Source organism: Nocardia sp. CA-084685 (genome assembly GCF_050955785.1).
Taxonomy (GTDB): Bacteria; Actinomycetota; Actinomycetes; order Mycobacteriales; family Mycobacteriaceae; genus Nocardia.
In genome coordinates this window covers 8421367-8433657 of sequence record NZ_CP192094.1, presented here as the reverse complement: position 1 = coordinate 8433657, position 12291 = coordinate 8421367, and the positions used below count along the sequence as shown (strand labels likewise).

At 65.8% G+C, this 12291-nt stretch carries 12 protein-coding genes; 5 read left to right on the top strand and 7 right to left on the bottom strand.

Annotation, left to right across the window (positions count from 1 at the left end; genetic code table 11):
* Window positions 1-35: 35 nt before the first annotated feature.
* The 3 genes from ACQP2U_RS37225 to ACQP2U_RS37215 all read right to left on the bottom strand — a co-directional run bounded on the left by ACQP2U_RS37225 (window position 36) and on the right by ACQP2U_RS37215 (window position 3103).
* A complete protein-coding gene (locus ACQP2U_RS37225; protein ID WP_433711836.1) occupies window positions 36-656 on the bottom strand; it encodes an urea amidolyase associated protein UAAP2 in 621 nt (206 codons plus the stop codon).
* Entirely contained in the window at window positions 653-1402 is a 750-nt protein-coding gene (locus ACQP2U_RS37220) for a DUF1989 domain-containing protein (protein WP_433711835.1), read from the bottom strand. The genes ACQP2U_RS37225 and ACQP2U_RS37220 overlap by 4 nt, the downstream gene beginning before the upstream one ends.
* Before the next feature lie 165 nt (window positions 1403-1567).
* On the bottom strand, window positions 1568-3103 hold the full coding sequence (locus ACQP2U_RS37215) for an amino acid permease (protein WP_433711834.1): 1536 nt from the start codon (window positions 3101-3103) through the stop codon (window positions 1568-1570).
* A gap of 226 nt (window positions 3104-3329) precedes the next feature.
* Between ACQP2U_RS37215 and ACQP2U_RS37210 the strand changes: the two genes are divergently transcribed.
* The 5 genes from ACQP2U_RS37210 (at window position 3330) to ACQP2U_RS37190 (ending at window position 7899) form a co-directional block, all read left to right on the top strand.
* Window positions 3330-4544: an IS110 family transposase gene (locus ACQP2U_RS37210; RefSeq protein ID WP_433711833.1), complete on the top strand. Its 1215-nt coding sequence runs from the start codon at window positions 3330-3332 to the stop codon at window positions 4542-4544.
* A gap of 241 nt (window positions 4545-4785) precedes the next feature.
* Window positions 4786-5442, top strand: coding sequence for a TetR/AcrR family transcriptional regulator (locus ACQP2U_RS37205; protein WP_433711832.1), 657 nt, complete (start codon window positions 4786-4788; stop codon window positions 5440-5442).
* Window positions 5443-5846: 404 nt separating this feature from the next.
* The gene (locus ACQP2U_RS37200) at window positions 5847-7004 is read left to right on the top strand and encodes an NAD(P)/FAD-dependent oxidoreductase (protein ID WP_433711830.1); all 1158 of its coding nucleotides are present in this window, start codon (window positions 5847-5849) and stop codon (window positions 7002-7004) included.
* Window positions 7001-7570, top strand: a complete 570-nt coding sequence (locus tag ACQP2U_RS37195; protein WP_433711829.1) for a sigma-70 family RNA polymerase sigma factor — start codon at window positions 7001-7003, stop codon at window positions 7568-7570. The genes ACQP2U_RS37200 and ACQP2U_RS37195 overlap by 4 nt, the downstream gene beginning before the upstream one ends.
* The gene (locus tag ACQP2U_RS37190; protein WP_433711828.1) at window positions 7546-7899 is read left to right on the top strand and encodes a hypothetical protein; all 354 of its coding nucleotides are present in this window, start codon (window positions 7546-7548) and stop codon (window positions 7897-7899) included. The genes ACQP2U_RS37195 and ACQP2U_RS37190 overlap by 25 nt, the downstream gene beginning before the upstream one ends.
* A gap of 92 nt (window positions 7900-7991) precedes the next feature.
* Here ACQP2U_RS37190 and ACQP2U_RS37185 read toward each other — a convergent pair whose 3' ends face one another.
* From ACQP2U_RS37185 to ACQP2U_RS37170, 4 genes are all read right to left on the bottom strand, one after another.
* Window positions 7992-9755 (bottom strand): TerD family protein, encoded by a 1764-nt coding sequence (locus ACQP2U_RS37185; RefSeq protein ID WP_433716712.1) that lies wholly within the window; start codon window positions 9753-9755, stop codon window positions 7992-7994.
* 63 nt (window positions 9756-9818) lie between these two features.
* A complete protein-coding gene (locus ACQP2U_RS37180) occupies window positions 9819-10349 on the bottom strand; it encodes a hypothetical protein (protein WP_433711827.1) in 531 nt (176 codons plus the stop codon).
* Between the two features lie 77 nt (window positions 10350-10426).
* Window positions 10427-11227, bottom strand: coding sequence for a family 1 encapsulin nanocompartment shell protein (locus ACQP2U_RS37175; RefSeq protein ID WP_364340869.1), 801 nt, complete (start codon window positions 11225-11227; stop codon window positions 10427-10429).
* Window positions 11224-12252 carry a Dyp-type peroxidase gene (locus tag ACQP2U_RS37170; protein WP_433711826.1) on the bottom strand — a complete coding sequence of 343 codons (1029 nt, stop codon included), beginning with the start codon at window positions 12250-12252 and terminating at the stop codon, window positions 11224-11226. The genes ACQP2U_RS37175 and ACQP2U_RS37170 overlap by 4 nt, the downstream gene beginning before the upstream one ends.
* Between the last annotated feature and the right edge of the window lie 39 nt (window positions 12253-12291).

Genomic DNA, 12291 nt, shown 5'->3' with positions numbered 1-12291 from the left:
GCTGGAGCTCGCGACAACCGCTAGGTCGGCAACGGTCATCGGGTCACCATCATCCGCACGGGAGTCGGATCGAATCCGTTGCAGGGGTTGTTGATCTGCGGACAGTTCGATACCAGCACCAACGTGTCGACCTCGGCGCGCAACGTGACTTTCTTTCCCGGAGCCGATAATCCGTCGACAATGCCGAGGGTGCCGTCGGCCTCGATCGGGACATTCATGAACCAGTTGATATTCGACACCAGATCACGTTTGCCCAGTCCCCATTTCAGCGCCTCGGTGAGGAAGTTCTCCACACACGCGTGCTGCTGGCGGGTGTGGTGGCCGTAGCGCAGCGTATTGGACTCCTGGGAGCAAGCCCCCGCGATGGTGTCGTGGTTGCCGACATCGTCGGCGAGCACGGTCATGAGCGCGGTGCCCGCATCGCTGCGCAGCACACTTCCGGTGCCGAGGAAGATGTTGCGCTGTGCGGTAATGGTGGCCTGCGCGCTGTAGCGGTCGGTGTGGTCCGCGGCCGAATACAGCAGACAGTCCACCGCCTGATTGCCGTGCAGGTCGATGATTTCGAGTTGCTCGCCCGCGCGGACCACGGTCGACCACGGCGCGCATGCTGGCACGGTTTCGTCGAGCACGATGGTGCGGGTCGGTGCCGAGATCATGCCCCTACCTCCAGAGTCGCGGCCGTCCAGGCCTGTTCGGTGTTCTCGACGGCTCGCAGATATTCCGGGTCGGCATTGTGCTGCCCGGCAAGCTCGTCCGGTGCTGCCCAGGCGACGATGTCGAGATCCGATGCGGGCCGATCATCGAGCGGGTGTGTGGTGTCAGCGACGAGCAGGATCACCGGCAGATGGATGAGCAGGTCGACCGAGGAACCCGCCGCGGCGCTGCCGGTGGCGCTCAGCGCACCATCGGATTCGACGCGGACGCCGCGGAAGAAGGACACGGTCGGCCCGATATCCCGTGGCTCGAGACCCTGCTTTGCGCCCGCGAGTCGCAGCAGTGCACGGCCTGCGGGCGTCGGCCCGCACAGGGCGTCGTGCTGGTCGGACGTGTCGGCGACAATCGTGGCCAGCACCCGGCCCTGATCCGACAGCAGTGGATGTCCGATGCTCAGATACGCCTGCCACGGCACCTTCACGGTATCGGCCACATTGAGTCGCTCCCACGGTGCGTCGGCACGCAGCAGCAACACGTGCGCGCATGCGGCTCCGGCGGGATCGCGCAAACGCAGTCTGGTCCCGCGACCGAGTACGACATTCGCGTAACCACCGGCCGGAATGCGTTGAGCGAAGGTTATTCTCGCCGCCGCGACGTCATCCGGTAACTCCGGTCCGGCGATGGTCGCGGTGGCCGCTTGAGACCTCGCGTGCGCGCGAGCTCCGAGAGCGGAGGCGGTGCTGGTCATCGGTGGTTCCTAAGATCGTAGGTGTCTGCGTGCCGGTGCTTTGAATGCCGAGGGTGGCGGGGTGTGCCTGATCGGTGGTCGCCTGTGCTGAGGCGCGGTCAGCAGGTGCGCCACTCGGCCGGTCGGTGTGCGGTGGTGGTGTCGAGACCACCACCGCACCCCTCATCAGGCGGGTTGGACCGCGGGTTCGAGGCTTTCAGTGCTCGGCTTCGCATTGACGATTCGATGCACGACAACACCGACGGCGACCACGATCACCACGAAAAGCGGTGCGGCCCAAAGCATCCACCAGCTGCCGCCATTCGGCGTATAGACTTCGGCACGCGGCCAGGCCAGATTCACCGCCATCGCGATGCCCCAGACGACGGCGAGTGCGTTGATCGGGATTCCGAAGCGCCCCAAGCTGAACAACCCGGCGTCCCCGCTGTCCCAGCCTCTGATCCGCCGGATCAGCAGCGGCACCGTGACCAGCAGATATGCCAGGTAGAGCGTCACGATGCAAACACTGGCCAGGGTGGCGAAGATCGCCGCATTGCCGAGATTGAGCACCAGCAGACCAATCCCGAGTACACCGATGATCACCGCGGGCAGCACCGGTGTGCCGAAGCGCGGATGCACCACGGCCAGGCGACGGGCGAAGGGCAACTTGCCGTCTCGCGCCATCGAGAACATCAGCCGCGAGCCTGCGGTCTGAATTGCCAAGGTGCACACCGTAATCGCCACCGCGACACAGCCGAGCAGCACCGTGCCCGCCGGACTGTCCAGCTTCGAGGTGAGTACATAGGCCAGGCCCTCGGTGCCCAATGAACCGTCATCCAGACTCGGTGCCGCCATCAGCGCACCGAGCAGCAGCAGTCCACCGCCCAGTGCGGAGACAGTGAGTGCGGTCAGAATGGTGCGCGGCGCCACCCGGCGCGGGTTCTTGGTTTCCTCGGAAAGCTCTCCGGCGGAATCGAATCCGACCATCACATAGGCCGCCATCAAACCGGAGACGAGGAACGCGGCCCAATACGGTCCGGGCGCGGCCTGATCGGTGTGCAGCACCACGCCCGGTCCGCGCTCGGCGTGGGTGAAGAACAGCGCGATGATGGCCAGCACGCCGATGATCTCCACGGTGACGCCGATCGAATTGATCCGTGCCATCAGGTCGATGCCGATCACATTGATCACCGTGGTGAGCGCCAGCAGGATGCTGCCGAGCAGTACCGCATTGGTGGCGCCGGAGGTCGAGGTGAGTGCGGTGTCCTCGCCGACGATCTGGAATCCGCTCCAGATCGATGGCAGCACCACCTGCAGCGCGATCGCCGCCGCGGCGGCCGTCACGATCTGCGCGATGACCATCATCCACCCGGCGAACCAACCGACAACCTCGCCGCCGAGCCGACGCGACCACTGGTAGATGCAGCCCGAAATCGGGTAGCGCGCGGCCAGTTCGGCGAAGTTCAGCGCGACCAGGAACTGGCCGACGAACACGATCGGCCAGGTCCAGAAGAACGCGGCCGCACCGAACGAATAGCCGAAGCCGAAGAACTGGAAGATCGTGGTGAGGATGGAGACGAAGGAGAATCCGGCCGCGAATGAGGCATAGCGACCGAGTTTGCGGTGTAGCACCGGCTGATAGCCGAAGCCGGCCAGGTCGGCGTTGTCCTGGTTGTCTGGCGGTGGGAGGACGGGGGCGGGGGAATCGACTTTGGTGGCCATGGGGGTTTCCCTAAGTTTGTAGGTGTCTGGGGTTGGTGCCCTGGATGCCCAGGGCGGTGGGGTGTAGCTGATGGGGTTTTGTCTCTGTTGAGGCTCCGAAGGACTGGCTGCCCCACCGTGCTGGACGCTCCGGCTGCTGATTGAGAGCTTGTTGCGGTCGTCGCTGGTTAGGGATCTGTCGGCGGGGTTGTCCATGGGCTGAAGCTGCGAGGTCAGGAGCACGTGGGTGACAACTCGCCCTCAGATCTGGGTCGGGATCGATGTCGGCAAGCACGCGCATCATGCGTGCGCGGTGGACGAGACCGGAAAAACGGTGTTCAGCCAGAAGTTCGGCAACGACGAGGCTGCGATCGAGGCGTTGATCGCACGCGCTGGTCAGGCTGGCGAGCGGGTGCACTGGGCGATCGATCTGACCAGTCCGATGGCGTTGCTGCTGATCACGGTGCTGTTGGCCGCTGATCAGCCGGTGACGTATGTGCCGGGCCGGGTGGTGAATTCGATGACCGGCAGTTTCCGCGGCGAGGGCAAGACCGATGCCAAGGACGCGCGGGTGATCGCCCAGAGTGCCCGCCTGCGTGAGGATCTCAACCAGGTTGTGATGCCTGATGAGCTCGTGGTCGGGCTGACTCAGCTGACCAGCTACCGCACCGATCTGATGGCGGATTGGGTGGCCGGGGTCAACCGGTTGCGCGCGCTGCTCGGGTCGATCTTTCCCGCGTTGGAGGCCGCGTTCGACTTCGCGAACCGGACCCCGCTGATCCTTGTCGCCGGAATGTGCACCCCCGCAGAGATCCGGTCGTACGGAATCGACGGTGTCACAACGTATCTCACCAACAACGGCGCGTGGAAGCCGGGCATCGCCAAGGCGGCCGCTGCCGCGGTCGAGGCCGCCGGACGCCAGAGCGTGGCCCTGCCCGGTGAGGCCGACACCGCGATGCTGGTCAAACGCATCGCGCGCAAGCTCCTGGATCTGGACCGGGAGATCAAGGACACCGACAAACTCATCACGACCCGATTCCGGGAACACCCGTGGGCGCGCATCATCGAATCCCTGCCCGGCATGGGTCCCGGATTGGGGGCGGAGTTCCTCGTCGGCACCGGCGGTGACCTGGCCAACTTCGCCAGCGCTGGCCGCTTGGCCTCCTATGCCGGCCTCGTCCCGGTTCCCCGGGACTCGGGCCGGGTCAGCGGCAACCTGCACCGCCCGAAACGCTACAACCGGCGCATGCGGCGCGTGTTCTTCATGGCCGCCTTGTCGAGCCTGCGCTACGAAAACGGGCCCTCGCGGCGGTTCTACGACAGAAAACGCGGTGAGCGACTCATTCATACCCAAGCCCTCCTAGCCCTGGCCCGGCGCCTGGTCGACGTGTTGTGGGCACTGCTGCGAGACGGACGTGAATTCAGCTTCGACACACCTGCCCCGACCGCTGCTGCGGCTTGACACGGTCATTGAGAGTCCTTCGCGAGCGGCCAATACCTATCGAATGACAGTTTTGCGTTCGCGATCGCGCTTTCGGTGTCCCTGGTGTATCGCTTCCGCGATCGCCGGTAACTTCTGCGTTGCCTGGATTTCTATCGAATGACAGAAACCTCACGCCTGGGCAATCGTGCTGGAAACATCAGATCGGTCTGGTCGCTGTGGCGGCGGTCGGCCGTACCGGACGCGGTGTCAGAATGACGGCGTGGCAAATCTCGGTCCCGGCCGTCCCCGTCTCGACCAGCGCCCCCGGCGCGGTCGGACGCCACGCGCCGAGATCCTCGACGCCGCCGGAGAACTGTTCACCACCAATGGCTATGCCAATACCTCGACGCGCGCGGTAGCGGATGCGGTCGGTATCCGGCAGGCCTCGCTTTACCACCACTTCGCGTCCAAGGACGACATCCTCGACGCTCTGCTCGCCGAAACCATCGCAGGCCCCTTGGATCTCGCCGAGCGCCTCCGTGCGGTGTCGGAGCCCGCCCACATCCGGCTATACGCGCTGGCCTGGTTCGATGTGCGCCAGCTGTGCGCATCGCAGCGGAATCTCGGTGCGCTGTATCTACTTCCGGAACTGCGCACCGAACGCTTCGCCGCCTTTCGATTACGCCGCGACGAATTACGCGGGCACTACGAAACTTTGGCCGCGACAGTCGCTGCCGATGCGGGGGTGCCGGGGGCGGAGGGCCTGCCGTTCCGGCTCGTGGAGACGGTGATCAATATCCGCTCGGACGAGGGCAGCGCCCCCGCCCACGCCGAACGCGCCATTCCCGACGCGATTATGCGAATGCTCGGCTGGCGCGGTGATCTGGACGGCCTTCACGCCGAGGCGACTGCCCTCCTCGAGCGTCTGACGTTCTGAATCGCCTGCGCGTCAGGACTTTCCGTCGACGGCCACCCATTCCACCCCAGCCGTACGCCAGCTCGACGCCCTGGTTGAGGAAGATCGACGGATCGGTCGGACGCGGCAGGAATACCCCCTCACGGCGCACCCCAGCTCACCATTGATGATGAGCGCCAGCACCATGCGCCGCGAATCATTAGTGCAACCGTCGACGCTCATCTCGATCGGCGGAGCATCCACCGGATACAGCGTTGCGGTGGCCCGCCACGCCGCGGACCCGTGCCCTGCCGGAACGGCGGGGCTGATGCGCGGCCAGCCATGGCACGGTCGAGCGTTAATTGTGACCTGCGTCACCTCGCTTCACGGTGCGCAAGGGCTGTCTCGTCTTGTGGTCGACAGTGATTGCGAGAAGGGATAGGCAAATGCACAAGATGGTGATCCTGGGTGCGGGATACGCGGGCATGTCGGCGGCCACGAGCTTGGCGGCGCGCACCAAGCGACGCGACGATGTGGAGATCGTCCTCGTCAATGCGACCGAGCGGTTCACCGAGCGGCTGCGGTTGCACCAGACGGCGTCCGGACAGAACCTGGCCGAGTTCGATATTCCGGCATTGCTCGAGGGCACCGGCGTGGAGTTCGTCTGTGGCTGGGTCACCGGCATCGACGCGGCCGCACGCACCGTCCGCATCGACGACGAGCGGGTGCTCGAGTACGACACACTGGTCTACGGGTTGGGCGGGGTCGCCGACACCGCCGCGGTCCCTGGCGTCGACGACAACGCCTACACACTGAACAGCATGCACGACGCCGAGTTGCTGGCGCAGCGACTGGCCGGGCTCGGCGCCGGGACCGTTGCGGTCTGCGGCAGCGGCTTGACCGGCGTGGAGACCGCTGCCGAGCTCGCCGAGCGGTACCCGGATCTGGACGTTGTATTGCTGGGTCGCCACGAGCCGGGATCGACGCTGGGCGCGCGGGCCAAGGCCTATGTGAACGACGCTCTGGCGCGGCTCGGGGTACAGGTGCGCTGCGGTGTGGAGATCGTCAAGGTACTGCCGGACACTGTGGAACTCGCCGGCGGAGAGAGCATTGCGGTCGACGCCGTGCTGTGGACGAGCGGGGTGCGGGTGTCCCCGATGGCGGCTGCGGCGGGGCTTGCCGTCGACGAGCACGGCCGGATCGTCACCGACGCCGCGCTGCGGTCGGTGTCGCATCCGAACGTCTACGCCATCGGGGACGCGGCCGCGGTCGAACAGGGCTACGGCGTGATGCACGGCACCTGCCAGAGCGGTATGCCGACCGGCGTGCACGCGGCGGTATCGATCGTGCGGGAGCTGAAAGGCAAGCAGCCCAAACCGTTCCGGTTCGGCTACTACCACACCCCGGTGAGCCTGGGCCGCCACGACGCGGTGGTCCAGTTCACCAAGCCGGACAACAGCCCCCGCAGGCTGCGGCTGACCGGCCGGCGCGCCGTCTGGTACAAGGAGACGGTGAGTGCAGCGCCCTGGCCGACCTTCGGTCGGATTCTCTCGTTCCCCACTTCCGGTGCGGTGTGGCCGCAGGGCGGGCGGTACACCCGGTGACCGCTGCGTCCGCCACGGTTGCGGTGTTCACCGAGCACCGCAACCTGCTGTTCTCCGTCGCGTACCGCATCCTCGGCACCGCAGCCGACGCCGAGGACGCGGTGCAGGACGCCTGGATCAAATGGTCCGCTGCCGATCGTTCCCAGGTGAGCGACCCGAAGGCCTACCTGGTACGAATCGTGTCGAACCTGGCGATGGATCGGCTGCGGTCGGCCACCAGCCGCCGCGAGACCTACATCGGCCCCTGGCTTCCCGAACCGATCCTCACCGGCACCGCCGACGACGCGACCGCCGCCGAATCGGTGTCGATGGCCCTGCTGGTGGTGCTGGAGACGTTGACGCCGCTCGAACGGGCCGTCTTCGTCTTGAAGGAGGCGTTCGGGTTCAGCTACGTCGAAATCGCCGACGCCGTAGAGCGTTCCGAAGCTACGGTGCGCCAAGCCGCGCAGCGAGCGCGGAGCCATGTGCAGGCGCGGCGCCTCGGTTCCAGGCCGATCGCGAACGCCAACGCGAGGTCAGCGCGCGGTTCTTCGCCGCCGCGATGGGCGGTGACATCAACACCTTGATGCAACTGCTCGCGCCGGACGTGACGCTGTGGACCGACGGCGGCGGCAAGGTGCGCCAGGCGCTGCTCCCCGTCATCGGCGCGGATACGGTCGCATCCTGGTTCGCGTCCATGGGCACGCGCACCTACCAGGGCATCGAGCCAGCCGACATGACCGCTGAGATGGTCGAGATCAACGGCGGGCTCGGGGTCGTGTTCAGTGGCGGCGGGCGCGTCATCGCCACCGTCACCCTCGATGTCGACGCCACGGACCGGATCACCGCGATCCACAATGTCGCCAATCCCGACAAGCTGCAGGCGATTGCCACCCGGACCGTCCATCCGACCTGAATCCGCCTGCCCGCGTGGTGGCGGTGGGTAAGCGCCCGATGATGTGGCGGAGTCGATCCTCGGCGCAGCACATCCGGGATGAAATCAATCACCTAACGTTTGCCGCGGGTGGCTTTGAACTCGAAGCCCCAGTTGTACATGCGTGCGATTTCGCGGACTCCGCCACCGGGTTGCCCTGAGGGCGGCCGGACGAAGGTGCCGTCGCGACGAACGATGAACTCGCCGTTGACATTCTCGATATGGGCGAGGATCACATCGCGCGAATTGTCCTGGCAGCCGCTGATGATCATTTCGATCGGCGGCGAGTTCACTGGATACAGCGTGGCGGTGGACTGCACGCCCTGGAAGTTGTTCGCGCCCTCGTAGATCGAGGCGAAGACCAGAATCCGGCGGAACTGCGCGGTGTAGTCGAGATTGATATCCAGATTCTCACCGGCCGTGCTACTACCGGTGCGGTCGTCCTGGTCGAGCCGGATGAACGGCGGGCGATCCAGCGCGCCGAACGAACGGTCCAGGGCGCGAACGGATCCGATCCGCCCGTCGGCCAGTTCGAAGAAGCAGCAGAGATCGAGGTCGACTGTATTGGCGCGTTTGCGGCCGAACAGGCCACCACCGCCGCTCTGCGGGGTCGTCCAATTCAGGTTGACCCGCATGGTTCCCGAGGTGGCGCCGTGCTTGGTCAGCGAGACCGTGGGTGCTTCCTTCGTCAGCGAAACCTTGCTGAGATCAACCGGCGCGCCAGGACCGGCAGCAGGCGGCGCGAATTGGTTGGCCCCGGTCGGCGGCGCATAAGACCGCGGCGGTTGATTCGGCGGCGCATAAGGTTGCGCTGGCTGATTCGGCGGATAAGGGTTCTGCGACGTCGGGCTCGCCGGATACGGCTGCGCCGGATTCGGCGGGAACCCAGGCGGTGTCGCAGGCGGATAGGGCGGAGGTGCACCGAACTGCTGGGGCGCGGGTGGCGGCGTGTGCTGCTGCGGTGCGGGCGGTGCCCCGAGCTGCGGTGGCGTCGGCGGTGTTGTGTATTGCTGCGGAGCTGGTGATGGTGTGTGCTGCTGCGACGTTGGCGTTGGTGTGTCCTGCTGTGGCGCTGGTGCTGGCGTGAACTGCTGTGGCGTGGGAGGTGCGTACTGCTGCGGCGGCGTGAACTGCTGTGGAACGGGCGGCGGCGTGAACTGCTGCGGCGCTGGCGCTGGTGTGTGCTGCTGTGGCGCTGGCGTGAACTGCTGTGGCGTGGGTGTGTACTGCTGCTGCGGTGGCGTATACGGCTGTGCTGGCGGCGGAGTGTAAGCCGATTGCGCGTTCTGCTGCGCCTGCGTCGCAGGCGTCTGCCCAGCTCCCGGATCATCAACGGAGATCCCGAAATCGGTGGCCAGCCCGGCCAGCCCGGTCGCATACCCCTGGCCGACCGCCCGGAACTTCCACGCCCCCTGCCGTCGATACAACTCCCCGAGGACGAACGCGGTCTCGGTAGTCGCACCGATGCTGTCGAATCGCGCGGCTTGCGCACCGCTCACCGCATCGAGCACCCGCACATAGAGCCCATGGAACTGCCCGAACGTGCCACCATCCGCCGAAGCCGCGATAACAATCGTGTCGATCTGAGCTTCGACCTGCGCCAGATCCACCGACAACGTGTCGATGACCGTCGGTCCCGGCCGCTTACCTTCGTGTCGCACCGCACCGGAGGGATGATTCGGCTGGTTGTAGAAGACGAAGTCGTTATCCGACCGCACTTTCCCGGAGACGAGTAGCAGCGCGGAGGCATCCGCATCCGGAACCCCTTGACCTGACTGCCACCCCAGCTCGACGCGGACTGAAGACATCGGCACCGCGACATTGGCACCCTTCATCATCGACACATCTGCCAAGGTATACGACCTGAGCGCGCCCTGTCTCGGTCACCGCGGCCCCGGCTATCAGCGGGTGGGCGGCGCTATCTGCCAATGTTGTTGCAGCGCACCGGCGATCTCCGGCAGCACCGTGACGGGCACGCGCTTGCGCCGCAACATGGCCCGAATCTCGTTGACCTGCTCGCGTTTGCGCATGTCGTACGCCCCGGCGACGGGGCGTAGCACCGGCGGGATGGACAGCAGCACGAGTTCGCCGTGCCGCTCGTCGCCGCCGATCAGATCCAGTGCGAGTGACCAGCGGGCCCGCTCGTCGAGTGCGAACCGTCCGGCCACCACCCGCTCCCAGTCGATACTGGATTCCCGCCACGGGGTGCGCTGGTAGATCGCGCCCTCGGTGAGCACGACGACATCGCGCCCGAATAGCGCGATAAGCAATGCGATTCCGGCGACCGCACCGGCCAGCAGTCCGGTGAAGATCCGATTGACCCCGAATCCGGCCACGATCGCACCGCAGACCAGCACGGTGACCGCGATCCCGAGTATCCCGTACAGCATTGCCCGCCCGGTCGGCACCACACCCGCGCGCACCATCGTCATCTCGACCTCCTGCATACCGGACCTCAACCTAGTCGGGTCGGTTTACCGCTGGCTTCCCGATGCGGGCGAGTCGACGATCAGGACGCCAGCGCCACGGCCGCCTCGCCGGTGTAGACGAGGAATTGCAGACTCTGCTGGAAATACAGCTGCACTGATTGCGCATCATGGGTCAGGTAGCCGATGGACAGGTCCTGGCCGAGCTGCAAATCGAAGTCGCCGCCGCGCGTAGTCAGCACGAACGCACCGTCGATGGCCGGTGCCCAGATGATCTCGCCTTCCGGGATGAGGCGCTCGATATGGGTGCGGATCGGGTGACCGTGATCGGAGGTCTCGCTGACCGCCGTGTACAGATCCGCACTCAACAGCACCGAATACGGGCCGTCGACGCCCGCCAACCGCAGCGCGCTCAACGCCTGCGCGACGGACTCGGGCACCAGCCGCGGATCGCTGGGCAGGGTGATCGGGGAATTGGACGAACTCGCCCGAATGCCGGTGATATTCGCGGCCTGATAGCCCTCGAAGATGGCCCGGTCCTCGGCGAACGCGATCTTGCGCGCGGCTTCCTTGACCGCATCCAGATCGGTGTCCTGCGCGCCGCGCTCGACATCGTCGAGTTCCTCGCGCGATAACGTGAACGGGACCCGCAACTCGACCAGCGGCGCGACCACCCGTTGCCGGGCCTGCACACCCTCATCCGGTGCGGTGATGACTGTGGTGCGACCGAGACCGACCGCGGAGTAATCGGTGCCGTGCGGCCCGGACAGATCGACCACCCGGCGACCGGCGATATGACGCTTGAAGGTGCGCGTCGCCTCTTGCTCGATGGCGGTCCATGCCTCGGCGGTGATCGGCGCGAGTTCGCGATGGAGGTTGTTCATGATTGCATGCTCCTTTTCAACGTGCCGATACCCAGAGAACCGCTACTGCCAACACCATTCGGCGATAAAGATTCCTCGAGCGCTGTCGCCGCCGCCCCCGGTGCGTCGGGGAGGTCGTCGAAGAAGTCGAGTGACGGTGCGAAGAACAGCGTGCCGGTCACCGCGATGGAGAAGTCCAGGATCCGGTCATAGGCCGCCTCCTCCGTCCCGATGAACATCCGGGACAGCATGGTTTCGGTGACGCTCGGCGTGGCCGCGTAGGCGACGTAATAGGTGCCGAATTCGCCATCCTTGATGCTGGCGAAGGGCATATTGGCGCGCAGGATCTTTCGCTCGTTGCCCTCGTCATCGGTGACGGTGTTCACCGCGACATGCGAATTCGCGGGCTTATCCGCATCGGAGAGCTCGAAATCGTCGAGTTTGGTTCGTCCGATCACCCGCTCCTGCTCCTCGACCGACAGCGCTCGCCACTGCGCCATGGTGTGCAGATACTTCTGCACGATGACATAACTGCCGCCGGTGAAGTCCGGATCCCCATCGCCGACGAACGCCGCGCTGTAGGCCGTGGTGCCCTCCGGATTCTCCGTGCCGTCCACGAAGCCGAGCAGATCGCGCTGCTCGAAATACCGGAATCCGACGGTCTGATCGACGATGGTGACCGCGCCGTCGAGCCGGTCGGCGAGCGTCATCGCCAATTCGAAGCAGGCGTCCTGGAATTCGGACTTGATGTGGAACAGCAGATCGCCCGGCGTGGTCGGGGCGCTGTGGTGTTCGCCGACGAATTCGGGCAGCACATGCAGTTCGGCCGGGCGCCGGCCCGTGAAAAGGCGATCCCACGCCTCGGAACCGATCGATGCGACGCAGGTGAGCCCGGCGCCGGGCAGGCGAAAACCGACCGAACGACGTAATCCGGCGAGATCGGCGAGCAGCTCGCGCACCACCGCCTCGCCACCCTCGTCGATCGTGGTGACGAGGAAGATCGCGGACGGTGTGAGCGGTTCGAGGATCGGCTGCGGCTCACCCATGCGCTCCACCCTAAAGGGCGGCGCCGACAAACCGGCCGA

Bases quoted from the DNA above. Each gene is read 5' to 3' on its own strand.
- ACQP2U_RS37180 (WP_433711827.1), bottom strand. From the start codon at position 10,349: ATGACGATGGTGCGCGCGGGTGTGGTGCCGACCGGGCGGGCAATGCTG.
- ACQP2U_RS37200 (WP_433711830.1), top strand. From the start codon at position 5,847: ATGCACAAGATGGTGATCCTGGGTGCGGGATACGCGGGCATGTCGGCG.
- ACQP2U_RS37215 (WP_433711834.1), bottom strand. From the start codon at position 3,103: ATGGCCACCAAAGTCGATTCCCCCGCCCCCGTCCTCCCACCGCCAGAC.
- ACQP2U_RS37225 (WP_433711836.1), bottom strand. From the start codon at position 656: ATGATCTCGGCACCGACCCGCACCATCGTGCTCGACGAAACCGTGCCA.
- ACQP2U_RS37175 (WP_364340869.1), bottom strand. From the start codon at position 11,227: ATGAACAACCTCCATCGCGAACTCGCGCCGATCACCGCCGAGGCATGG.
- ACQP2U_RS37185 (WP_433716712.1), bottom strand. From the start codon at position 9,755: ATGATGAAGGGTGCCAATGTCGCGGTGCCGATGTCTTCAGTCCGCGTC.
- ACQP2U_RS37220 (WP_433711835.1), bottom strand. From the start codon at position 1,402: ATGACCAGCACCGCCTCCGCTCTCGGAGCTCGCGCGCACGCGAGGTCT.
- ACQP2U_RS37190 (WP_433711828.1), top strand. From the start codon at position 7,546: ATGGGCGGTGACATCAACACCTTGATGCAACTGCTCGCGCCGGACGTG.
- ACQP2U_RS37170 (WP_433711826.1), bottom strand. From the start codon at position 12,252: ATGGGTGAGCCGCAGCCGATCCTCGAACCGCTCACACCGTCCGCGATC.